This window comes from Bacillus sp. VA13, from assembly GCF_055710085.1.
Window position 1 is genome coordinate 401,218 of sequence record NZ_JBVQPP010000002.1, and the last position, 24,221, is coordinate 425,438.

21 protein-coding genes are annotated in these 24,221 nt (G+C 46.6%); 16 read left to right on the forward strand and 5 right to left on the reverse strand.

What is annotated here, in order from left to right; all coding sequences use genetic code 11:
• Nucleotides 1-51 precede the first annotated feature (51 nt).
• On the reverse strand, nucleotides 52-183 hold the full coding sequence (gene sboA, locus AC0C66_RS10220; protein WP_003222002.1) for a subtilosin A: 132 nt from the start codon (nucleotides 181-183) through the stop codon (nucleotides 52-54).
• A gap of 312 nt (nucleotides 184-495) precedes the next feature.
• On the opposite strand from sboA, the gene AC0C66_RS10225 reads away from it, so the two are divergent.
• From AC0C66_RS10225 to fnr, 4 genes are all read left to right on the forward strand, one after another.
• Nucleotides 496-924: a YwiB family protein gene (locus AC0C66_RS10225; RefSeq protein WP_014115545.1), complete on the forward strand. Its 429-nt coding sequence runs from the start codon at nucleotides 496-498 to the stop codon at nucleotides 922-924.
• Nucleotides 921-2,591, forward strand: a complete 1,671-nt coding sequence (gene argS, locus AC0C66_RS10230; RefSeq protein WP_472973562.1) for an arginine--tRNA ligase — start codon at nucleotides 921-923, stop codon at nucleotides 2,589-2,591. The genes AC0C66_RS10225 and argS overlap by 4 nt, the downstream gene beginning before the upstream one ends.
• Before the next feature lie 134 nt (nucleotides 2,592-2,725).
• On the forward strand, nucleotides 2,726-3,913 hold the full coding sequence (narK, locus tag AC0C66_RS10235) for a nitrate transporter NarK (RefSeq protein ID WP_472973563.1): 1,188 nt from the start codon (nucleotides 2,726-2,728) through the stop codon (nucleotides 3,911-3,913).
• Between the two features lie 97 nt (nucleotides 3,914-4,010).
• Nucleotides 4,011-4,727, forward strand: coding sequence for a fumarate/nitrate reduction transcriptional regulator Fnr (gene fnr / locus AC0C66_RS10240; RefSeq protein WP_072182971.1), 717 nt, complete (start codon nucleotides 4,011-4,013; stop codon nucleotides 4,725-4,727).
• A gap of 33 nt (nucleotides 4,728-4,760) precedes the next feature.
• Here fnr and AC0C66_RS10245 read toward each other — a convergent pair whose 3' ends face one another.
• Nucleotides 4,761-5,480 (reverse strand): YwiC-like family protein, encoded by a 720-nt coding sequence (locus tag AC0C66_RS10245; protein ID WP_072182969.1) that lies wholly within the window; start codon nucleotides 5,478-5,480, stop codon nucleotides 4,761-4,763.
• Between the two features lie 143 nt (nucleotides 5,481-5,623).
• Here AC0C66_RS10245 and arfM point away from each other — a divergent pair, with 143 nt between their 5' ends.
• The 9 genes from arfM to AC0C66_RS10290 all read left to right on the forward strand — a co-directional run bounded on the left by arfM (nucleotide 5,624) and on the right by AC0C66_RS10290 (nucleotide 17,459).
• The gene (gene arfM / locus AC0C66_RS10250) at nucleotides 5,624-6,100 is read left to right on the forward strand and encodes a Crp/Fnr family transcriptional regulator ArfM (protein ID WP_014115540.1); all 477 of its coding nucleotides are present in this window, start codon (nucleotides 5,624-5,626) and stop codon (nucleotides 6,098-6,100) included.
• Between the two features lie 217 nt (nucleotides 6,101-6,317).
• Complete coding sequence (locus AC0C66_RS10255; protein WP_072182967.1) at nucleotides 6,318-10,004, forward strand: nitrate reductase subunit alpha; 3,687 nt, start codon at nucleotides 6,318-6,320, stop codon at nucleotides 10,002-10,004.
• On the forward strand, nucleotides 9,994-11,457 hold the full coding sequence (gene narH, locus AC0C66_RS10260) for a nitrate reductase subunit beta (protein WP_472973564.1): 1,464 nt from the start codon (nucleotides 9,994-9,996) through the stop codon (nucleotides 11,455-11,457). The genes AC0C66_RS10255 and narH overlap by 11 nt, the downstream gene beginning before the upstream one ends.
• A 25-nt stretch (nucleotides 11,458-11,482) precedes the next feature.
• The gene (gene narJ, locus AC0C66_RS10265) at nucleotides 11,483-12,037 is read left to right on the forward strand and encodes a nitrate reductase molybdenum cofactor assembly chaperone (protein WP_072182964.1); all 555 of its coding nucleotides are present in this window, start codon (nucleotides 11,483-11,485) and stop codon (nucleotides 12,035-12,037) included.
• A complete protein-coding gene (narI, locus tag AC0C66_RS10270) occupies nucleotides 12,034-12,705 on the forward strand; it encodes a respiratory nitrate reductase subunit gamma (protein ID WP_072182963.1) in 672 nt (223 codons plus the stop codon). Before narJ ends, narI begins: the two co-directional genes overlap by 4 nt.
• A 171-nt stretch (nucleotides 12,706-12,876) precedes the next feature.
• Entirely contained in the window at nucleotides 12,877-13,506 is a 630-nt protein-coding gene (locus tag AC0C66_RS10275) for a YitT family protein (RefSeq protein WP_061186499.1), read from the forward strand.
• Between the two features lie 101 nt (nucleotides 13,507-13,607).
• Nucleotides 13,608-15,110 (forward strand): cardiolipin synthase, encoded by a 1,503-nt coding sequence (gene cls, locus AC0C66_RS10280; RefSeq protein ID WP_072182962.1) that lies wholly within the window; start codon nucleotides 13,608-13,610, stop codon nucleotides 15,108-15,110.
• 87 nt (nucleotides 15,111-15,197) lie between these two features.
• Nucleotides 15,198-16,925 (forward strand): ABC transporter ATP-binding protein, encoded by a 1,728-nt coding sequence (locus AC0C66_RS10285; RefSeq protein ID WP_472973565.1) that lies wholly within the window; start codon nucleotides 15,198-15,200, stop codon nucleotides 16,923-16,925.
• A gap of 9 nt (nucleotides 16,926-16,934) precedes the next feature.
• The gene (locus tag AC0C66_RS10290; RefSeq protein WP_061186497.1) at nucleotides 16,935-17,459 is read left to right on the forward strand and encodes a dihydrofolate reductase family protein; all 525 of its coding nucleotides are present in this window, start codon (nucleotides 16,935-16,937) and stop codon (nucleotides 17,457-17,459) included.
• Nucleotides 17,460-17,500: 41 nt separating this feature from the next.
• Here the strand turns inward: AC0C66_RS10290 and AC0C66_RS10295 are convergent, their stop codons facing one another.
• The 3 genes from AC0C66_RS10295 to cls (AC0C66_RS10305) all read right to left on the reverse strand — a co-directional run bounded on the left by AC0C66_RS10295 (nucleotide 17,501) and on the right by cls (AC0C66_RS10305) (nucleotide 20,028).
• Nucleotides 17,501-17,773: a hypothetical protein gene (locus AC0C66_RS10295; RefSeq protein WP_472973566.1), complete on the reverse strand. Its 273-nt coding sequence runs from the start codon at nucleotides 17,771-17,773 to the stop codon at nucleotides 17,501-17,503.
• An 80-nt stretch (nucleotides 17,774-17,853) separates the two neighbouring features.
• On the reverse strand, nucleotides 17,854-18,816 hold the full coding sequence (gene uvsE / locus AC0C66_RS10300) for a UV DNA damage repair endonuclease UvsE (protein ID WP_061186496.1): 963 nt from the start codon (nucleotides 18,814-18,816) through the stop codon (nucleotides 17,854-17,856).
• A 12-nt stretch (nucleotides 18,817-18,828) separates the two neighbouring features.
• Nucleotides 18,829-20,028, reverse strand: coding sequence for a cardiolipin synthase (gene cls / locus AC0C66_RS10305; RefSeq protein ID WP_472973567.1), 1,200 nt, complete (start codon nucleotides 20,026-20,028; stop codon nucleotides 18,829-18,831).
• A gap of 154 nt (nucleotides 20,029-20,182) precedes the next feature.
• On the opposite strand from cls (AC0C66_RS10305), the gene AC0C66_RS10310 reads away from it, so the two are divergent.
• The 3 genes from AC0C66_RS10310 (at nucleotide 20,183) to rpoE (ending at nucleotide 24,140) form a co-directional block, all read left to right on the forward strand.
• Complete coding sequence (locus AC0C66_RS10310; protein ID WP_472973568.1) at nucleotides 20,183-22,300, forward strand: heterodisulfide reductase-related iron-sulfur binding cluster; 2,118 nt, start codon at nucleotides 20,183-20,185, stop codon at nucleotides 22,298-22,300.
• A complete protein-coding gene (gene acdA, locus AC0C66_RS10315; RefSeq protein WP_268455904.1) occupies nucleotides 22,297-23,436 on the forward strand; it encodes an acyl-CoA dehydrogenase AcdA in 1,140 nt (379 codons plus the stop codon). Before AC0C66_RS10310 ends, acdA begins: the two co-directional genes overlap by 4 nt.
• 182 nt (nucleotides 23,437-23,618) lie before the next feature.
• The gene (gene rpoE / locus AC0C66_RS10320; RefSeq protein WP_053407039.1) at nucleotides 23,619-24,140 is read left to right on the forward strand and encodes a DNA-directed RNA polymerase subunit delta; all 522 of its coding nucleotides are present in this window, start codon (nucleotides 23,619-23,621) and stop codon (nucleotides 24,138-24,140) included.
• The last annotated feature ends 81 nt before the right edge of the window (nucleotides 24,141-24,221 follow it).

Here is a 24,221-nt window from a genome sequence, read left to right on the forward strand (position 1 = left end):
GTAATTTACTAAAAAAGGCATAGTAGAATGACTATGCCCTTTTGGAGAATCTTATCCCCATAGACCGAATAGACCTGTAGCACCGGCAATTTCAAAATCAGGGATAGGACCGTCCACTAGACAAGCGGCTCCGATCGAGCATGTTGCACAACCTTTGTTTTCTACAATGACAGCTTTTTTCATAATTGAATCCTCCCTTTTTTTGTTTTTTCTAGCAGATCTATGTTGTACTTTTATGATAAAACTATTAAATTACCAATTCAATACATATATTTTGAAGAAAATGTGAAATAGAAATGATAGATTTCGGAAAAATGTAACATTTCCTAAAGGGAATTAGTGATATCATTTTCTCTTCTATTAAGGAAATGCTTTTTATGAGGTTTATCTTCAAATCTGATGAGCAATGATGGTAAGATAGAAGCAGTTGAAGTTTACAAACGGAATGATTATACTATTCAAGTCAAAGTGGAATGATGAAAAGGACGTGTCAAAATGAAGCAAGAGACACCGATAACACTCCATGTGAAGTCTGTGATCGAGGATGACGGAAACCAGGAAGTCATCGAATTCCGCACCACCGGATTTTACTATGTAAAACAAAATAAAGTGTATCTATCTTATTATGAAGAACACGACTTAGGCAAAGTAAAAACGATTGTGAAAGTAAGCGAAGGCGAAGTCCTGGTCATGAGGTCAGGCGCTGTCAAAATGAATCAGCGTTTCGTAACGGGAGCTTCCACAATTGCTAAATATAAAATGTCATTTGGTGAGCTTGAGCTGAAAACAAGCACAAAATCGATTCAATCTGATCTCGGTGAAGAAAAAGGCCGTGTCAGCATCGCATATGACATGCATGTCGGAGACGAACAGCAGCATTTACATAATATGACGATCACGTATGAGGGAGGAACTCACGCATGAACATTGCGGAACAAATGAAGGACGTGCTGAAAGAAGAAATCAAAGCGGCCGTTCTGAAAGCGGGACTGGCTGAAGAAAGCCAGATTCCTAATGTCGTTTTAGAAACACCGAAAGATAAAACACACGGCGATTATTCAACAAATATGGCGATGCAGCTGGCAAGAATCGCAAAAAAAGCGCCGCGCCAAATTGCTGAAGAGATTGTCTCTCATTTTGATAAAGGAAAAGCTTCGATTGATAAACTAGATATCGCTGGCCCGGGTTTTATCAATTTTTATATGAACAATCAATATTTAACGAAGCTGATTCCGTCTGTATTAGAAGCAGGGGAAGCATACGGGGAAACGAACATCGGAAACGGTGAACGAGTCCAGGTGGAATTCGTATCAGCGAATCCGACGGGAGACCTTCACCTCGGCCATGCCCGCGGTGCAGCTGTCGGCGATTCTTTGTGCAATGTGCTTTCAAAAGCGGGCTACGATGTGAGCCGCGAATACTACATTAACGATGCCGGAAACCAAATCAATAACCTGGCGCTATCTGTTGAAGTCCGTTACTTTGAAGCGCTCGGCTTGGAAAAACCGATGCCGGAGGATGGCTACCGCGGCGAGGATATCATTGCGATCGGAAAGCGTCTCGCTGAGGAATACGGCGACCGTTTCGTCAACGAAGAGGAAAGTGAACGCCTCGCATTTTTCCGTGAATACGGTCTGAAATACGAGTTGGAAAAGCTGCGCAAGGACTTGGAAAACTTCCGTGTGCCGTTTGATGTGTGGTATTCCGAAACGTCACTGTACCAAAACGGAAAAATCGATAAGGCGCTTGAAGCGATCCGCGAAAAAGGCCATGTCTATGAAGAAGACGGCGCGACTTGGTTCCGCTCTACGACGTTTGGCGATGATAAAGACCGCGTATTGATCAAGAAGGACGGCACGTATACGTACTTGCTGCCTGATATCGCGTATCATAAGGACAAGCTTGACCGCGGCTTTGATAAGCTGATCAACGTTTGGGGCGCCGATCACCACGGCTACATCCCGCGTATGAAAGCAGCAATTGAAGCGCTGGGCTATGAAAAAGGAACGCTTGAAGTAGAAATCATTCAGCTCGTTCACCTTTACAAAAACGGCGAGAAAATGAAAATGAGCAAACGGACGGGTAAAGCGGTAACGATGCGCGACCTGATTGAAGAAGTCGGCTTGGATGCCGTGCGTTACTTCTTTGCGATGCGCAGTGCTGATACGCATATGGATTTTGACTTAGATCTTGCTGTATCAACATCTAACGAAAACCCTGTGTATTATGCACAATACGCACATGCCCGTATTTGCAGCATGCTTCGCCAAGGGGAAGAGCAGGGACTTAAGCCTGCGGCGGACCTTGATTTCAGCCATATTCAATCAGAAAAAGAGTATGACCTGCTGAAAACAATCGGCGGCTTCCCAGAGGCGGTGGCGGAAGCAGCGGAAAAACGAATTCCGCACCGTGTCACAAACTATATTTATGATCTGGCTTCTTCTCTGCACAGCTTCTACAATGCGGAGAAAGTCATCGATCCGGAAAATGAAGAGAAAAGCCGTGCGCGCCTGGCTTTAATGAAGGCAACGCAAATTACGCTGAACAATGCGCTTCAGCTGATCGGCGTATCGGCTCCGGAAAAAATGTAATCTTGATCAAAGGGCAAAGTCTTCGGACTTTGTCCTTTTTTTATGCGTAAAACGTGTGATGTAATTCACAATCCTGTTTGCTGAGTTTTTGTATGATAAGACTGATTATTGAATCATTGAAAGGGGCAAGCCAAATGATCAACCGTCAACACATTCAATTATCGTTACAGTCATTAAGCTTGGTGGCAGGGTTTATGGTTTGGGTGCTGATTTCATCACTCATTTCCCAAATTACATTAGATATTCATTTAAGCAAAGGCGAGATTTCTTTGGTGACGGCGATTCCCGTTATTCTCGGATCGCTTCTCCGCATTCCTTTAGGGTATTTGACGAACAGGTTTGGCGCGCGGCTGATGTTTATGATCAGCTTCATCCTGCTTTTCTTTCCTGTGTTTTGGATCAGTATCGCGGATTCTCTGTTTGATTTAATCGTGGGCGGCTTTTTCTTAGGAATTGGGGGAGCGGTATTCTCCATTGGGGTGACATCCCTTCCGAAATATTATCCGAAAGAAAAGCACGGTGTCGTCAATGGGATTTACGGGGCCGGAAACATCGGAACAGCCATTACCACATTTGCGGCGCCGGTTATCGCTCAAGCTGTGGGATGGAAAGCAACCGTGCAGATGTATATGGTTCTGCTGGCTGTCTTTGCATTGCTGCACGTATTGTTCGGCGACCGGCATGAGAAGAAAGTGAATGTTTCCGTAAAAACTCAAATCAAAGTCGTTTACCGAAATCATATCCTGTGGTTCTTGAGCCTGTTTTATTTTATTACGTTTGGCGCCTTTGTCGCCTTCACCATCTATCTGCCGAACTTTCTGGTGGAGTACTTTGGGCTGAATCCTGCGGACGCCGGTTTGCGGACGGCTGGCTTTATTGCCGTCTCCACGTTGCTCAGGCCTGTGGGAGGACTCTTGGCTGATAAAATGAGCCCGCTCCGCATCTTGATGGTCGTTTTTGCGGGACTTACATTATCAGGCATTATCTTATCGTTCTCGCCGACGATCGGCCTTTATACGTTTGGGTCATTAACGGTGGCCGTCTGCTCAGGAATAGGAAACGGGACCGTTTTTAAACTGGTGCCTTTCTATTTTTCGAAGCAAGCGGGGATTGCCAATGGGATTGTGTCTGCTATGGGCGGATTAGGCGGTTTTTTCCCTCCGCTGATATTGGCGAGTGTATTTCAGGCAACAGGCCAATACGCGATCGGTTTTATGGCGCTTTCGGAAGTGGCGTTAGCCAGCTTTGTCCTTGTCATATGGATGTATTGGCAGGAAAGAATGAAAACGCACACGGAGAGAAACAGTCAGAGCGTCAACTAACACTGGGCATTCACAAGATTGTTAGTTTTTTCTGGATGGGGGCAAATCAATTCACGTTACAATAAATATACAACGTGACTTTCTTCGAGGTGAGCTCATGAATTTTCTCTCTGTTCGACCATCTGATAGTGATCTTATTTCCAGCGATCTGCATGAATTGCTGGAATCGATTAGTACGAAAAGAAAAATGGAAAAACACACGTATTTGTTTCAGGAAGGAATGGATGCAGAAGAGCTTTATCTGATTCAATCAGGACTCATTGAAATCGGCAAGCTGACATCTGACGGAAAAGACCTGACACTTAGAATTTGCCAAAAGCATGATATCGTCGGGGAATTAACACTTTTCACTGAAGAGCCGAGATATATGCTCAGTGCAAAAGTGCTAGAGGATGGCGAGGTGCTCGTCATTAATAAAAACAAGCTGGAAAAGGAATTAATCCAAAACGGTGCTTTGACATTTGAATTTATGAAATGGATGAGCACTCACCTCCGGAAAATCCAGTCCAAAATAAGGGATCTGCTTCTTCACGGCAAAAAGGGGGCGCTCTACTCCACCCTTATCCGCTTATCAAACAGCTACGGTGTGGAACGAAGCGATGGCATTCTGATTAACATTGTGCTGACAAATCAAGATTTGGCAAAGTTTTGCGCAGCGGCAAGGGAAAGCGTCAACCGTATGCTGGGGGACCTCCGCAAACAAGGGGTGATTTCGATAGAAGAATCCGGAAAAATTATTTTGCACAAGCGGGACTATTTGCGATGCGAGATCGAGTGTGAAAACTGTCCGCTGGAGATTTGCAATATTGACTGAAAAAACCAAGGACCGCCGGCGGTCCTTGGTTTTTTATCTAGTGATAAACATACAAATGACGGCAAAAAAGAAGCAGGCATTCACGATTTCTAGAATGCCGATCGTTTTCGCGGGCCAGTCCCTTCCGTGAAAAAACCATGCCCGCAAACTGCTTGGGATAAAAGCAAGAAATGCCCATCCTGCTCCGAGAAGAGCGGATAGAAAGGGGAGCAGCAGATGGTATCCCCATGACCAGTATGCAAATACGCTGTTTTTTCTCTCCCGGATCACCGACTTCACATAAAAGGAACTTCCGATAAAAAATAAAGCAGATTGAGAAAAAATAAACCAAGCCCAACCGTCAAGGGTTCCCGTCCCCAGCCAGCAGCTCGCAAGCCCGCCTGAACAAAAGAACAAGACACCCGCAATATCGTTCACTAGCGCCCGTTCATTTTTTCGGCGGGCATAATACATATGAATGAGGAACAGCGGCAATAAAGAAACGCCAACCCAGATGAGCGGCGGCTTATGAAAGACAGGAATAATCAAAAAACAGCAGGCCGGAACACCGTAATAATATATCCACTTTTGATAGGATTTGATCTGCTTCTTTTTCAAAGCAAGCGTGATGGGATAAACCGCCAAGTAAAGGAAAAGCCAGCCTAAGAAGAGCGGAATATGCCAGAAAACGGGGCCTCCCTTGATCATCCCGAGTAAAAATGGAATCAGCAGCATTGCCCATGCGCCGTGCTGCTTCGGAATCAGCGCCTTCATTGAAATCCTCCTTTTTTATTTCATTATAAATGCAATCATCCTCCCGATAAGTGACATTCATCATACAGGCTGTGAAATATATCACTGCTGTACAGGCTCAATCGAGCTACACTAAAGCTATCCTTAGCACAGGAGGCTTTCCTATGAATCAGTGTGACTATTTATTATTTCTGAAGCAACTTCCTATGTTTAATGAAGTGCCTCTATCCATTGTCGAAACCTTGCTGAAAAACGGGACGTTTATCCGCGGAACATCTGAGCAGTCTCCATCCTTTCTTCATTCTCAATCCGTTTATATTGTATTAAAAGGCAGTGTCCGTTTTATGGACAGCAGGCTCCCTGAAGGATCGAAAACCGTTGCGCTGTGGGAAAAAGGCGATGTGTTTCCGATTGATGAAAAAGGCGGGCTGTATTTATCGCCTTTTATCTCAGTCAATGCCACTTCAGACATTCTGATTCTCAATATCCCTTACTGCACATTTAAAAAAATGATGTCTTACAATCCGCAGCTGCAAATGAATTTTTTGGGCATGCTTCAGCAAAATGTCTTCTGTTCCTATCAATTATTTTTGCGTTATCTGCACACATCACAGGATGAAAATGCCGAGCCCGGTTCTTAAACAGAGCCGGTTTTTTTGATCTTTGAATGAAAGGCGGCTAATGACTCAGGTGTCCTGCCTGAACGCCGCCTTCATCACATGCTGTGAAAGCCCTTCCTTCTCCTTTATGTGAACATTTTGTGAAAAAAGCAAAGTGTGTGACATAGTTCACAAGGAAACACGCTGTCTCTGTTTATAGTGAACTTAGCATCACCTGACTCGGAAGGAGTGAACTCTCATGAAGAAAAAGAAAATGAGTCCGTTGTTTAGGAGATTGAACTATTTCTCTCCTATAGAACACCATTCAAATAAACATAGCCAAACCACCCGCGAAGATCGCGATTGGGAGAATGTATACAGAAACAGATGGCAGTACGACAAAGTCGTTCGCTCCACCCACGGCGTCAACTGCACGGGGTCCTGCAGCTGGAATATTTATGTGAAAAACGGAATTGTCACGTGGGAAGGACAAAACTTGAATTATCCATCAACAGGCCCGGATATGCCTGATTTCGAACCGAGGGGCTGTCCGCGGGGGGCAAGTTTTTCATGGTACATCTACAGCCCGCTCCGTGTGAAATATCCATACGTACGCGGTGTGCTGATCAATTTATGGCGGGAAGCACTGCAGGCCTATCAAAATCCATTGGATGCTTGGAAATCGATCGTTGAAAATCCTGAAAAAGCAAAGTCCTATAAACAGGCGAGAGGGAAAGGCGGTTTTGTGCGCGCTGAATGGCCGGAGGTGCTGAAGCTGATTTCAGCCTCTCTGCTCTATACAGTCATGAAATACGGGCCTGACCGGAACGTCGGCTTTTCCCCGATTCCGGCCATGTCCATGATCAGCCACGCGTCAGGCTCCCGGTTTATGTCTTTAATCGGCGGCCCTATGCTCAGCTTTTATGACTGGTATGCGGATCTTCCTCCGGCGTCCCCGCAAATTTGGGGGGACCAGACGGACGTTCCGGAAAGCAGTGATTGGTACAATTCAGGCTATATCATCACATGGGGCTCCAACGTTCCGTTAACGAGAACGCCTGACGCGCATTTTTTGGCGGAAGCCCGCTATAAAGGCGCTAAAGTCATTTCGATCAGTCCGGATTTTGCGGAATCCTCAAAGTTCGCGGATGACTGGCTGAGTATCCGCCAAGGGACTGACGGTGCGCTTGCGATGGCGATGGGCCACGTCATTTTACAGGAATTTTACGTGAACCAAGAGACGGAACGTTTCATTGAGTACGCAAAGCAATACACGGATTTTCCGTTCTTCGTCACCCTGTCAAAAGAAAATGGCGTATACACAGCGGGGCGTTTTCTGCATGCGAAAGACATCGGGCGGCAGACAAAGCATGATCAGTGGAAGCCTGCGGTCTGGAATGAACAGACAAGCGCATTTGCCATACCGCAAGGGACAATGGGCTCCCGCTGGGACGGACAGCAGAAATGGAACCTGCACATGGTCGATGAAGAAACCGGGGACCCGATTGAACCCCGTCTCTCTGTGCTGGGAATAGAGGACGAAATCGGCACGGTGCGCATCCCATATTTTTCAAATGACGGAAACAAAGTGCTTGAGCGGGATCTTCCTATAAAAAAACTGAACCTGAACGGCGAAGAGGTTTGTGTCACGACCGTGTTTGACTTGATACTGGCCAACTACGGCGTGAACCGAGGCTTCGGCGAACAATCAGCTGTCTCTTATGATGATCCTGAGCCGTTCACGCCTGCCTGGCAGGAACAGATGACAGGAATCAAAAAAGAAGCCGTCATTAAGATAGCCAGAGAGTTTGCCCAAAATGCGATCGATACAGACGGCCGATCCATGATTATCGTAGGGGCGGGGATTAACCACTGGTTCAATTCCGACACGATCTACCGGGCAGTGTTAAATCTCGTATTACTGGTAGGCGCCCAAGGCGTAAACGGCGGAGGCTGGGCCCATTATGTGGGGCAGGAAAAGCTCCGTCCTGCTGAAGGGTGGCAGACGATTGCAAATGCAAAGGACTGGGAGGGCGTGCCCAAGCTGCAAAACGGCACCTCATTTTTCTACTTTGCGACAGACCAGTGGCGTTACGAGGACCAGCCGATCAGTGACTTGGCTTCACCGATCGCTGCGTCATCCCGCTACAAGCATCACGCCGATTACAATGTGCTGGCAGCGCGATTAGGGTGGCTGCCGTCTTATCCGACGTTCAATCAAAATGGCATTGATCTGTACAAAGAAGCTGAAAAAGCGGGTGCAACAACACCTGAAGACGTTGGTGCGTACGTGGCCTCACAACTTCAAGAGAAAAAGCTGAAATTTGCAATTGAAGATCCTGACAATGAAGTGAATTTCCCAAGAAATCTCTTTGTATGGCGGGCAAATCTGATTTCCAGCTCAGGAAAAGGGCATGAATATTTTCTCAAGCACCTGCTGGGGACGACGAATGGCTTGATGAATGACGACAGCGACAGCATCCGTCCTGAAGAAATCAAATGGAGGGAGCAGGCACCGGAAGGAAAGCTCGACTTGTTAATCAATCTCGATTTTCGAATGGCCGGTACGGCGCTGTATTCCGATATCGTGCTGCCGGCGGCGACATGGTATGAAAAACACGATCTCAGCAGCACAGATATGCACCCGTTCATTCATCCTTTTGCTCCGGCGATCTCGGCTCCGTGGGAATCGAAGTCAGACTGGGATATTTTCAAAGCACTGTCAAAAGCCGTTTCTGATCTGGCAGAAGAAGTCGATATGGAGCCGATGAAAGAAGTTGTAGCGACACCGCTCCTCCATGACACCATGCAGGAATTGGCCCAGCCGTTCGGCAAAATCAATGACTGGAGCAAGGGTGAATGTGAAGCCATTCCGGGAAAAACGATGCCGAACATCCAAGTCGTTGAACGGGATTACAAGCACATTTTTCATAAAATGACCGCGCTCGGACCTCAGGCCGGTTTAAAACCGAGCGGCACAAAAGGGATGAGCTGGTCTATAGCCGATGAATATGAATCACTCAAAAAGAGACTGGGAGAAATCACCTCGGACAGCGTTGCAAAGGGATGTCCGAATATAAGTGAAGCAAAGCAGGCGGCAGAAGCGATTTTAACCCTATCGTCCACTTCAAATGGAAAAGTCGCCGTGAAAGCATGGGAATCACTTGAAAACATCACAAACCTGAAGCTGAAAGACCTGGCGGAAGAACGGGAGGAAGAATGCTTTACGTTCGAGCAAATTACAGCCCAGCCAAAAACGGTCATCACGTCTCCGGCATTTACAGGCTCAGAAAAAGGCGGACGCAGGTACTCGCCGTTTACAACGAACGTAGAAAAATTAATCCCGTGGCGAACACTGACCGGAAGGCAATCTTATTATGTCGATCATGAACTGATGATGGAATTCGGTGAAACAATGGCGACATTTAAACCGATCCTCCAGCATCGTCCGTTTCTGAATAAGCGGCCTGATCAAGAGGGCAAAGAAATCGTCCTCAATTATTTGACGCCGCATAATAAATGGTCTGTCCACAGCATGTATTTTGATTCTTTGCCGATGCTGACGCTATTCCGCGGAGGGCCGACTGTGTGGATGAATAAAGATGATGCAGAGGACACAGATATCAAAGATAACGATTGGATTGAATGCTTTAACAGAAATGGTGTTGTCGTCGCAAGAGCGGTTTTGTCTCACCGGATTCCTAAAGGAATGGCGTTTATGCATCATGCCCAGGACCGCCACATCAACGTGCCCGGCACGAAACTGACGAATAACCGAGGAGGCACCCATAACAGCCCGACAAGGATACACGTCAAGCCGACTCAGATGATCGGGGGCTATGCCCAGCTCAGCTACGGCTTTAACTATTACGGTCCAACAGGGAATCAGCGCGACCTGAACGTCGTCATCCGCAAGCTGAAGGAGGTCGATTGGCTTGAAGATTAAAGCGCAAGTCGGTATGGTCATGAACTTGGATAAATGCATCGGCTGCCACACGTGCAGCGTCACCTGCAAAAACACGTGGACAAACCGTGCCGGTGCGGAATATATGTACTTTAATAATGTAGAAACAAAGCCGGGCATCGGCTACCCGAAGCAATGGGAGGACCAGGACAAATATAAAGGCGGCTGGACATTGAAAAAAGGAAAGCTCGAGCTGAAATCAGGCCCGAAAACCAATCGGCTTGCTGGCCTTTTCTATAACCCGAATCAGCCGTCGATTGATGATTACTATGAACCTTGGAACTATGATTATGAAACATTAACAAACAGCCCACAGAAAAAGCACCAGCCTGTGGCGCGCCCGAAATCATCCTTGACGGGGGATTTCATGAATATCGAATGGGGCCCGAACTGGGAGGATGATCTTGCAGGCGGCCACATTACGGGGCTTGAGGACCCAAACGTGCAAAAGATGGAGGAATCGATCAAAACAGAATTCGATGAGGTCTTTATGATGTATCTGCCGCGTATTTGTGAGCACTGCATCAACCCGGCGTGCGTTTCCTCTTGTCCGTCCGGCGCCATGTACAAACGCGAGGAAGACGGCATTGTGCTTGTGGATCAAAACGCATGCCGTTCATGGAGATATTGTGTCCCATCCTGCCCTTATAAAAAAGTCTATTTTAACTGGCAAACGAACAAAGCGGAAAAATGCACCCTCTGTTTTCCGCGCTTGGAGGCGGGACTGCCGACCATCTGCTCCGAAACCTGTGTAGGCAGAATCCGCTATCTCGGCGTCATGCTGTACGACGCGGACAAAGTGGAGGAAGCGGCATCTGTTGAAAATGAAAAGGATCTCTACCATTCCCAATTGGACGTTTTTCTTGATCCGAATGACCCTGAGGTTGCCAAACTGGCAAAAGAACAAGGCATCCCGGCTGAGTGGATAGAGGCTGCACAGCAATCGCCGATCTATAAAATGATCATCGACTGGAAGATTGCGCTGCCGCTTCATCCTGAGTACCGTACGCTGCCGATGGTTTGGTACATTCCGCCGCTGAGCCCGATTATGAATCTCTTTGAAGGAAAAGGCAGCCAGCAATCTGCGGAAGATATTTTTCCGGCTATCGACCAAATGAGAATTCCAATTGACTATTTGGCGCAGCTATTAACGGCCGGTGATACGGATCATATTCGGTCAACGTTAAAGAAAATGTCTGTCATGCGCCAGTATATGAGAGCAGTCCAGACGAATAAATCCATCGACCCGGCACTGATCTCCAGTGTCGGCTTAACAGAACAGCAAATTGAAGACATGTATCGGCTGCTTGCGATTGCCAAATATGATGACCGCTTTGTAATTCCGAGCAGCCACCGAGAAGAAGTGTCTGATTTATACGCTGAACAAGGGAGCTGCGGCTTATCATTTTCAGGCGGCCCCGGCTCTTGTTTGTAACTTTTGATAAACGAGGTGTAACAAGATGAACACCACAGACCGGCAAATCACGTTCTCCGCTCTTTCCTGTCTTCTTTCCTATCCGGATGAAGAGTGGAGAGCCGAGCTTCCCGATTGGAAGGCTCTTATCCATGAAATCAGCAACCAGCAAATCCGGGAGAAGCTACTGCACTTTTTCGAAGCGTCAGCCAGCTTTTCTCAAGAAGAGCTGATTGAACACTATGTCTATACGTTCGACTTCGGGAAAAAAACGAATATGTACGTCACTTACTTTAACTCAGGCGAGCAAAGGGAACGCGGGATTGAATTACTGCATTTAAAAAACACGTACCAGCAATCCGGTTTCCTGCCGACAGAGAAAGAGCTGCCTGATTATCTGCCGCTTATGCTGGAATTTTCCGCGGTTGCAGAGATTGAAGCAGCGAGAAGCGTGTTTGAGAAATATCTGTCCAATGTAAGGGAGCTGGCATCCCGACTTGAAAAAAATGACAGCATATATGCGGAGCTGCTGTACGTGCTGCTGGCCGCGCTGGAAAACATCGGCGTACGTGAAAGCGTTGAAGGGGCTGTTCAGGCATGAGCGGGCAGATCCTGTGGGGCGTGATGCCATACATTGTAATGACAATCTTTATCGGCGGCCATATTTACCGCTATCAGCATGACCAATTTGGCTGGACGGCGAAATCCAGCGAGCTATTAGAAAAGAAAAAACTCGCTGCGGGCAGCACACTTTTTCACTGGGGTATGCTGTGCGTTATCGGCGGGCATCTCATGGGAATTCTGATCCCGGAAGCTGTGTACACCTCCATTGGCATTTCAGAGCATGCTTATCACAAAGTGGCAATTGGCGCAGGCCTGCCGGCGGGGGTTGTGGCATGTACCGGCCTTTTCATCCTGACGTACAGACGGCTGTTTGACAAACGAATCCGCAACACCAGCTCGCCATCGGATATCCTTATTCTCATCCTGCTGCTGTTCATGCTGCTGTCAGGCGTTGCCGCCACGTTTCTTAACATTGATTCGAAAGGATTTGATTACAGGACAACAGTTGGGCCGTGGTTCAGGGAGATCTTTTTGTTCAGCCCTGACGCCTCTTTGATGGAGAGTGTCCCGCTATGGTTTAAGCTTCATATCATGATAGGATACGTCGTTTTTATCCTGTGGCCGTTTACGAGATTGGTACACGTGTTCAGTCTGCCGCTCAAGTATTTGACACGAAGCTATGTCGTGTATCGAAAACGTTCGTAAAAATCCCCCTTGAAAGAGGGGGATTTTTTATGATGATGGCAACAAGTCTTACAAAACAGTTTGATAAAAAAATAAAAACGCAAGATATTTTCTGCCAAGGTAATGGCTGGGCGGCCAGGAATCCTGTTATGTTTGTATTTGGAAATAACATTCTAAAAGGGAGAGTGAAGAATGAAGCGGATTTTACTCATTTTAACTGCTTGTCTTCTGACAAGCGCGGGGGTCCTGACACTCAGACATTCTCACGTATTAACCGGCGGGACAGCCGGACTGTCACTAAGCCTGACATACTTGTTTCACTCCTCGTTTGCCATGATCTTCTTTCTGATCAATATCCCGTTTTACGTATTTTCTCTCATCAGAATGGGCATCACATTCACCCTATCTACTGTATTTGCAGTCACAGCGCTGACTCTGTTTACAAGCGCGGATCACTGGCTGCCGTCTGTCTCTTTTTCACCGCTTGCCGGGGCGATTGGTGGCGGGGCGCTGATTGGAATCGGCTTGTCGCTCATGTTTTATCATCAGGCTTCGCTCGGCGGCGCCAATATTCTCGCTTTATTTCTGCAACAGCGCTACGGATGGAATCCGGGTACGGTTAATTTCCTCTTCGATTTTGGCGTAGTGCTGGTCGGCATTTTCTCCGTCGGATTGCTGAAAGGGCTCTTTTCCTTAGTGTCGATTGCGGTCACGGGCCTGATCGTCAGCTTCTTCAAACATAAAATCAAAAGCAGCTACTCCCTCAAGCCGGCCTTGCTCCAGAACATCACACCCGGCCAATCTCAGGAAGCTTCATCATAAGCCTTTCCGCATCTTGCGGAGAGGCTTTTTACATAGAAGGTTTACCGATTAGAAAAAAGAGGTAATACGGAGGTAATTGAATCAGATTGGAGAGAATCAGGATGCTGAAAAGGAGACTGGAATTTTTCTTTTTATATATGATGCTTATCGGGGCATATGTCATATGGTTTTTTCCGGTTTCCAGGCTTGAGTTTTACGGAGGATTGCTTTGCTATGTAAGCATTATTTTGTTCAGCATCTATTCGTTAATTCTTGAAAACCGTACCTCGCAGCACACGCTGTTATGGATCCACATTCTTGTCTTTTTTCCGATCGCCGGCTACATGTTTTATCTGTTTTCCGGACAGCTTTATGTTAAAGGAAAGCTGTTCAAGACAAAACGAATGCACAACAGGGAAAAGCTCAGGAAGCTGTTTGACATGGAAGAAACGCCGGAAGTGACAGGGCTGAAGGACAATCAGGAGAGGTTCTTTACGTATTCCATCAGGGCTGCCCATATGAATATCAATACGAAAAGCAATATCAAAGTGCTGAAAAACGGCGAAGAAACCTTTCCGGACATTTTCAAAGCGATGAGGAAAGCAGAATCTTATATACATATTGAATACTACATGTTTAAGTCAGACATGCTTGGCCGCGGCATGATGGACATTATGATGGAAAAAGCGCGCCAAGGTGTCGAGGTGAGGTTTTTATATGACGCTGCAGGAAGCATCAAACTGGCAAGAAGAGATATCATGAAAATGAAACAAGCGGGAGTGGACATCGTTCCGTTTTCTCCGCTGAAATATGGGTTCTTCAACCAGAAGCTGAATTTCAGAAATCACCGGAAAATCGTGATCATCGACGGAAAAACCGGTTTTGTGGGCGGATTAAATGTCGGGAAGGAATATATCAGCAGAGATCCGTACATCGGGTTTTGGAGAGATACTCACCTGCGGCTGGAAGGAGAAATTGTGCAAACGCTTCACGCTATCTTTATGCTCGATTGGGAATACGTCTCCAATGAAGTGTTAATTGATCAAGAGGAGTACAATACCCCGGTTCCCGTGGAAGGAGAGGGCATTTACCAAGTTGTCGCGACAGGCCCTGACATGAAGGAAAGCATGAGCGACCTTTATTATGAAATGATTTCTTCAGCGCAGAAATCAATATGGATCGCCACGCCCTATTTCGTCCCGAATGAATCCATTCGCACGGCGCTCAAAGCAGCGGCGACAAAAGGCGTACAGGTAAGGGTCATGGTGCCGGAGAAGAACGACAGCTTTTTGACGCAATACGCGTCAAGATCTTATTTCCCAGAGCTGCTACTTGAGGGAATTGAAGTGTATTCCTATCAAAAAGGCTTCATGCATCAAAAAGTCATGATCGTTGACGGCGATCTCGCCTCCGTCGGCACCGCGAATATGGACATGCGCAGCTTCCAGCTCAACTTTGAAGTGAACGTGTTCTTCACGGATGCCGAAGCGATCCGCACCCTTGAAGCCCATTTCGAAGAGGATATGCTGGACAGTGAACAACTCAGCCCTGTTGGCTTTTATAAAAGGGGAATGACCGACCGGACAAAAGAATCCTTAGCCCGTCTGTTTTCAGGTGTTCTGTAAAAAAAGGAAATCTGATCTTTAAAAACCGCCGGTGTATAGTATAATTGAGAAATATTATCAGTTATTTAGGCATTGGGGGAAGATAGAGTGCTGCGGCAATTTTTTTCGTATTATAAACCATACAAAACGTTGTTCTTTCTCGATTTTTTCTCGGCGATCGCGGGAGGCTTAATGGAGCTGAGTTTTCCTTTGATCGTCAATTATTTTATTGACACCTTGCTTCCGGGCAGGGACTGGGGGCTGATCATCGCGACCTCAGTCGGCTTATTTGCAGTGTACGCGCTCAGCTCGGCTCTCCAGTATATCGTGACATACTGGGGACACATGCTCGGAATCAATATCGAGACCGATATGAGAAAATCGCTTTTTGACCATTTGCAAAAGCTCTCGTTCAAATTTTACGACAACAACAAGACGGGAACGCTGATGTCGAAGCTGACGAACGATTTAATGTACATCGGCGAAGTTGCCCATCACGGCCCGGAAGACTTATTCATTGCCATCATGACCATTCTCGGAGCGTTCGGAGTCATGCTGTTTATTAACTGGCAGCTTGCATTATTAACGTTTATCATCATGCCGATTGTCATTTGGCTAGCGCTTTATTTCAACAAAAAAATGACCAAAGCGTTTACCACGCTGAACAAAGATATCGGAGACTTTAGCGCGCGTGTAGAGAATAATATCGGCGGCATCCGGCTCGTGCAGGCGTTCGGCAATGAATCATTTGAAAAAGAGCGCTTTGCTGTCAACAATCAGCGCTTCCGTGTCACAAAGCTTTCCTCATATAAAATTATGGCGAAAAACGGCTCAATCAGCTATATGCTGACTCGGTTTGTCACGCTGTTTGTGCTTTTGTGCGGAACGTGGTTTGTCATTCGCGGCTCCTTATCGTACGGGGAATTCGTGGCGTTTGTGCTCCTGACGAATGTGCTATTCAGGCCCATTGACAAAATTAACGCCATTATCGAAATGTATCCGAGAGGAATCGCCGGTTTCAAAAGCTATATGGAACTGATGGAGACAGAGCCGGATATTCAGGATTCTCCTGATGCGAGAGACGTTTTCGGCCTGAAGGGCAATATCTGCTATGAACATGTTTCATTTGGATATGATGACCATCACAATGTCCTCAATGACATTAACCTGTCCATTCAAGCGGGGGAAACGGTTGCGTTCGTCGGTCCGTCAGGCGCGGGAAAATCAACGCTTTGCAGTCTGCTTCCGCGCTTTTATGAAGCATCGAAGGGTGACATTACCATCGACGGCATCAGCATTAAAGACATGACGCTGTCTTCGCTGCGGGGGCAGATTGGCGTCGTACAGCAGGACGTTTTCTTGTTCTCGGGCACGCTTCGAGAAAATATCGCCTACGGCCGATTAGACGCATCAGAAGAAGACATTTGGCAGGCTGTGAAGCAAGCACATCTGGAAGAGCTCGTCCATAACATGCCGGATGGGCTGGATACCATCATCGGCGAACGGGGCGTGAAGCTTTCCGGCGGACAAAAGCAGCGCTTGTCAATTGCACGGATGTTCTTGAAAAATCCGTCGATCCTGATTCTCGACGAAGCGACCTCAGCGCTTGATACAGAAACAGAAGCGGCGATCCAAAAGGCGCTTCAAGAATTGTCCGAGGGGCGCACGACGCTCGTCATCGCTCACAGGCTGGCGACGATCAAAGACGCGGACAGAATTGTGGTCGTCACAAACAACGGTATTGAAGAACAAGGCCGCCATCAAGACCTGATCGAAGCCGGAGGCCTATACAGCAGGCTGCATCAAGCGCAATTCGGGCAAATGGTGCAGCAATAGGAGGAGAATATGAATAGAAAAAATGTGCTGTACATTGCTGTTTCATTGGATGGGATGATCGCACGAGAAGATGGAAGCATCGATTGGCTGGATGAATTTGAAGGTGAAGGCGATAACGGGTACAGCGCGTTTTATCAGACTGTCGATACCGTCATCTTAGGCCGGAGCACATATGAACACGTCAAAATTCTTACACCGGTTTTCCCGTACCAGGATAAAACATGCTACGTTTTCACGAGAACGCCCGACAGCTATCGGGATGAACACGTGACGTTTATCAATGAGGGAGCCAAGGGCTTCACTGACCGTTTGAAACAGGATAAAGGCTTAAACATCTGGATAGCAGGCGGGGCAGAGCTGGTGAATGCCTTCATGAAAGAAGATGCCATCGATGAATTCATCATCACTGTTATTCCTGTTGTTTTAGGGAGCGGCATCCCGCTGTTTCATGAACTGACGAATGAAACAAAGCTGCGGTTAAAAGGGATGAAACAATTCGGGCAGGCGGTTCAGCTTCATTATGTAAGACCATAAGAAAAAGGATAGACAAGATGTCTATCCTTTTTATATGTAAGTTAAAGCACTTCTCTTTCAGCAGGCTCGATAATATTTTGGAACTTTTCAATCAGCTGTGATGCTTTAGTTCCTTCCACTACAATCAGATATTCCTTTTCATCATGAGCCATACGGAACGTCTCAAGCTCAATTAAGCTTTTGATTTTGCACATTGTTTTCTTTGAATAAATATAAACCTCGTGGCTTCCGGAATGGCACATTTTATAAAGATGAATCAAATTTCTTAAAGTAAATGCCTGTGCGGCTACTTTCAGAGACTTGATGTTTTTCATAATCTTTCTCCTCCATCGGTTGTTTTCTTATATAGCGTATGTTCCCAGAGCGGACGAACTGTAAACCTGATATTGCACATTTATGATTTCCATTGCAGCGTGCCGCCGCCGATGCGTTTGACACCGCGGATGGAGCTTAATTCATCCATCAGGCGGAGAAGTGCCTTGTCTTTCTGTTTTGCTTCAATCATGAAATCAATATTTGTTCCCCATTGTCTGAAGCGCTCTAATAGCGGCAGCAAAAAGTTGGCGTCAACATAATCGGCATGGCTGCGTATGGCTTGCTCCGATTTTGGGGAAGACAGGTGAACCTTTGGCTGCAGCCCTATCCGCTCCCACGTTTTGATCATCCGGGGCAGTGCTTCATTCAGGTCGGCGTGATCATCTGGATTGGCGTAAAAATGATGAAAGTCAAAGACAAATGGAACATCCTCTTGTTCACAGACCTGAAGCGTTTCTTCTGTCGTATAGGTTTTATCATCGTTTTCCAGCGTCATCCGCTGTTTGATCTCCTGCGGCAGCTGCTTCATATTTTGATGAAATTGAGCAGTGGCGGTGTCTTTATCACCGTAAGCGCCGCCTATATGAATGTTGATAACGGAGCGATCAGCAATGCCCATGGCTTCAAGCATGCGGTAGTGATACGCCATATCGGTTACCGCATTTTTTGTGACGTTTTCCTTCGGGCTCGTGAACAGAGTGAATTGGTTTGGGTGAAAGCTTGTTCGCAGATGATGTGTTTTAACAAGCTCCCCAATCTCCCGAAACTCCTTTTGAAACGGCGTTACAAAATCCCACATTACATCAGGATGTGTGGCCAGTGGCACAATCGAACTGGAAAAACGGTACAAAGGAATACCGTGGCCGATGATATAGTGAAGGGTTCTCATCGTATTGTTCAAATTGGCTCTTGTCACAGTCAGCAGGGCTTCTTTTCTTTCATCCTTTGAAAGCTTGGAATAACGCGCGAATGTCAATGTTTTAGCGGGAGACGCATCCCAAAGGCTCATCGCGTTTGAAACGAACCCGAATCTGAAAATCATAGGAACTCTCCTTTATAAAAAATAAGATAATGCTCTGCCAAGCCATTCCGCCGGGCGCTGTCTGAACGTACGCTTTTTGAAATTCTCCTTTGTCAGCAGCTCCGACCTATTAATATCCTCTTCAATCGTGGCATAGACTTCTTTTGTAAAAGCCTTATCATCGATTTCAACATTCACCTCTTCATTTAAAAAGAAGCTTCGCTGATCAAAATTGGCGGTGCCGATGACGCTGAAGTGATCGTCAATGATCAGGGCTTTCACATGATAAAACCCCTGGTAAAAACGGTAGATAAGACAGCCGGCATCCAAGAGCTCTGAATAATACGTAAAAGCTGCCTCTCTGACCAGCGGATGATCTGATTTCATTGGCACGATGAGCGTAACAGTTACACCGTTTTTTCTTGCTTTGACCAATGCCTGCTGAAGCGGTTTTGTCGGAATATAATAAGGTGTGCAAATGGTAATGCGATCTTTTGCCTGCGCGATATTTGCCAAATATGTTTTTTCAAGAGAATAACCATCAGTCGCATAAATCTTAAGAGAGATATTCCCTTGCGGAAGCTCCGGCCAAACATCCGGGGGCAGTTCAGCTGATCCGGTATTTCGTTTTAGATCGGCTGTAAAAAGCGTCTGAAGATCGCGGACACCTTCTCCCTTCATGCGCAGATGATAATCCTCCCAATTGCCGAACTTCGCCTTCTTTCCAAGGTATTCCTCACCGATGTTAAACCCGCCGATATAACCGATCTTCCCGTCTATCACAGCGATTTTTCGGTGATTTCGTTTTTGCATATGGAAAAAGAAAAAAGGAAAACGGGGCTTGTTAAGAAAATGAACATGGACCCCGGCATTTTTCATCGTCTTCAGCGCCGGTTTTTTAATTTTTTGGCTGCCGGACCAATCCAGCAGCAAATAAACAGAAACACCGGCTTTAGCTTTTGCTTTCAGCAGCGTAAACATATTGTGGCTGACCTCATCATTTTTCATAATAAAAAACATCACGTGAACAGAGGAAACAGCCTGGCGGATGTCTTCCATCATCCGTTCGACAAGATCAGCGCCGCAGTGGATCAATTCGATGTCACTCTTCTTTTTTGAAAAAACAGGCTCGTACGCGTTCTTTCTATATCCTGCGCGGCCCATGAAGATATCAAGCAGAATCAAAGCAAAAAGAATAACGACAATGATCATAATCACGAAAAATACCTTCATCCCGGCACTCCTTTCCGTAGTAAAGGTAGTGTGCCCGATCAGCTGGAATTTAATTATTGACTGAACACTCATTCATTATTTATCATAAAGATAATCTTATACAGATTCGAGGGTAGGGGATCGCGGTCTTTATCAGTAAAAAGGGGGAATTAGAATGAGCGGCTTTCTCATCGCAAATGCATTGTTATTTCTGATTGTAACCGCTTACGCTGTCTATTTGTTTGTCTACTTGGTTAAAACGAGACTGGCCTACATCAGGCTCGGGCAGAAAGAACATTTTGATCAACGGATCAAGGAACGGCTTCGCGCCATATGGGTGAATGTATTCGGACAGAAAAAACTGCTCAAGGATAAGAAAAGCGGAATCATTCACGTCATGTTTTTCTACGGATTTATATTGGTTCAGTTCGGAGCAATTGACTTTATTATCAAAGGACTGGCTCCTGATCGGAATCTGCCGCTTGGCCCTGTCTATCCCGCCTTCACCTTTTTTCAGGAAATCGTTACATTTCTTATTTTAATTGCTGTAGGCTGGGCATTCTACAGACGTTATATTGAAAAGCTCGTCAGGCTGAAACGCGGTTTCAAAGCAGGGCTCGTTCTCATTTTTATCGGGGGATTAATGCTGACGGTTCTGCTTGGAAACGGGATGAATTTGATCTGGCATGAGCACGGGCTTTCTTGGAGCGAGCCGATTGCATCAGGTATTGCGTTTTTGCTTAGCGGGGTCGGGGAAACAGGTGCGGCGGTGATTTTCTATATCGCATGGTGGGCGCATCTTCTGTTTTTGCTGAGCTTTTTAGTGTACGTGCCTCAGTCGAAGCATGCCCATTTAATCGCCGGACCTGCCAATGTCTTCTTCAATAGAATGGAATCAGCCGGAAAGCTTGAAAAAATTGATTTTACCGATGAAACGAAAGAAAGCTACGGAGCGGGGAAAATTGAAGATTTTCGGCAGACTCAGCTGCTTGATCTGTACGCGTGTGTCGAGTGCGGCCGCTGCACCAATATGTGCCCTGCAACAGGCACCGGAAAAATGCTGTCGCCGATGGACTTGATTTTGCGTCTCAGAGACCATCTTACTGAAAAAGGCGCCGCTGTCACCTCGCGTTCGCCATGGGTGCCCGCGGCAGCGTTCCGGCATACGAGAAGCAATCAGCTGGCGGCGGCGTCAGCGGGCAGCGGATCGCAGGAAGCCGCTGCAGCGATAGATTACAATCCGAGCTTGATCGGTGACGTCATCACAGAGGAAGAAATTTGGGCGTGCACCACTTGCCGGAATTGTGAGGATCAATGTCCGGTCATGAACGAGCACGTGGATAAAATCATCGACCTTCGCCGCTACCTCGTACTGACAGAAGGAAAAATGGACAGTGACGCACAGCGCGCCATGACCAGTATCGAGCGGCAGGGAAATCCGTGGGGCCTCAACCGCAAGGAACGTGAAAATTGGCGTGACGCGGCGCCGGATGCTGAGATTCCGACCGTGAAAGAAATGAAAAAAGAAGGAAAAGAATTTGAGTATCTTTTCTGGGTCGGTTCCATGGGGTCATACGACAACAGAAGCCAGAAAATCGCGATTTCCTTTGCCAAGCTGCTCAATCACGCGGGCGTGTCCTTCGCGATCCTCGGTAATAAAGAAAAAAATTCAGGAGACACGCCGCGCCGCCTCGGAAATGAATTTTTATTCCAAGAGCTGGCTGAGAAGAATATCTCTGAATTTGAAAAAAATCATGTGGAAAAAATCGTTACGATCGATCCGCATGCATACAATTTATTTAAAAATGAGTATCCTGATTTCGGTTTTGAAGGCGAGGTTTATCATCATACAGAAGTGCTGGCCGAGCTGGTAAGGAACGGGAAACTAAAACCGCAGCACCCCCTTCAAGAGGTGATTACCTTCCATGATTCATGCTACTTGGGCCGGTACAACGAAGTCTATGATCAGCCGAGGGAGATTTTGAAAGCCATTCCTGGCGTACAGCTGATTGAAATGGAGAGAAACCGGGAAACCGGCATGTGCTGCGGCGCCGGCGGGGGATTAATGTGGATGGAGGAAGAAACGGGCAATAGGATTAATGTCGCCAGAACAGAGCAAGCGCTCGCGGTCAACCCATCGGTGATCAGCTCAGGCTGTCCGTACTGTCTCACGATGCTCGGAGATGGCACAAAGGCGAAAGAAGCCGAAGACCAAGTCAAAACGTATGATGTCGCCGAGCTTCTGGCTCAATCTGTCTTAGGTGCTGATATGAAAATGGGGGAGAAGCCATGAAGTTTTCATTATCAGAAGAACACGAGATGATACAAAAATTGGTGCGTGATTTTGCGAAGCATGAGGTGGCCCCGACAGCCGCAGAACGCGACGAACAAGAACGCTTCGACCGCGAGTTGTTTCGGGAAATGGCGAATCTGGGGCTGACGGGAATTCCGTGGCCTGAAGATTATGGAGGAATCGGAAGTGACTATCTGGCCTACGTCATCGCGGTGGAGGAACTGTCAAAAGTGTGCGCCTCCACCGGTGTGACGCTTTCCGCCCATATCTCTCTTTGCAGTTGGCCGCTGTTTGCCTTTGGGACGGAAGAACAGAAGACAGAGTATTTGACACAACTGGCCCTAGGAGAGAAAATCGGTGCTTTTGCTTTGACCGAAGCAGGGTCCGGCTCTGACGCCGGCGGCATGAAAACAACTGCTGAACGAATCGGCGATGACTATGTGTTAAATGGCTCAAAAGTGTTTATCACAAACGGCGGAATCGCGGATATTTACATTGTTTTTGCAGTCACCGATCCCGCGAAAAAGAAAAAAGGCATTTCCGCTTTTATTGTAGAAAAGAATTTCGAAGGATTTTTGACAGGCAAGAAAGAAAAGAAGCTGGGCATCCGTTCGTCTCCGACAACAGAAATCACATTCGAAGATTGTGTTGTGCCCGCAGCAAACCGTCTTGGAGAAGAAGGGGAAGGCTTCAAAATCGCGATGAAGACGCTTGATGGAGGAAGAAACGGCATTGCCGCTCAAGCCGTGGGCATCGCTCAGGGAGCGCTTGATGCGGCGCTTCAATACGCAAAAGAGAGAAAGCAATTCGGAAAATCAATCGCCGAGCAGCAGGGCATTGCTTTTAAACTCGCGGATATGGCTACAATGATAGAAGCTTCAAGGCTATTGACCTATCAGGCGGCATGGCTGGAATCATCAGGCCTTCCATATGGAAAAGCTTCCGCCATGTCCAAACTGCTGGCGGGGGATACGGCGATGAAGGTGACGACCGAAGCCGTGCAGATTTTCGGCGGCTATGGCTATACAAAAGATTATCCGGTTGAACGCTATATGCGTGATGCAAAAATCACGCAAATCTATGAAGGCACTCAAGAAATTCAAAGACTTGTCATCTCCAGAATGCTCGCGGATTGACGCAAAACATCTATCAGTCGGAACACTCTTGTAAAATTATTTAAATTAACGCTGTTAAGGGTAGCATATTCTGTTTTATTTTGTTTATAATGAGAGGTATGGTTTGTATAAGAACGATACAAAATCGCTTTCATTATTGATAAAACAGATACATATAAGTAATAGAAAGGGAGTGTCCGACCTTGGGTATCAAACAATATTCACAGGAAGAGCTAAAGGAAATGGCTTTAGTTGAAATCGCTCACGAATTATTTGAAGAACATAAAAAACCAGTTCCTTTTCAGGAGCTTTTAAATGAAATTGCATCTTTGCTCGGCGTGACAAAAGAAGAGCTTGGAGACCGCATCGCTCAATTTTATACAGATTTAAACATTGACGGCCGCTTCCTGGCGCTTTCTGACCAGACTTGGGGACTTCGCAGCTGGTATCCGTATGATCAGCTTGACGAAGAAACGCAGCCGACCGTCAAGGCGAAAAAGAAAAAAGCGAAGAAAGTAGTCGAAGAAGATCTTGACCTTGACGAGTTTGAAGTGATCGACGAAGACGACATTGATTTAGATGAAGTCGAGGAAGAACTTGATCTTGATACCGACGATTTTGACGATGAAGATCTTGATGAAGACGATGATGATCTTGAGATCGAAGAGGATATTATTGATGAAGATGATGAAGATCTTGATGATGAAGATGAGGATCTCAAATAGTAATAGATCATCTTCAAAACCATCTTGACTTTCAAAGTCGAACTATGTAGTATGTATTTTGGGCTCTTCAAAAACGAAGAG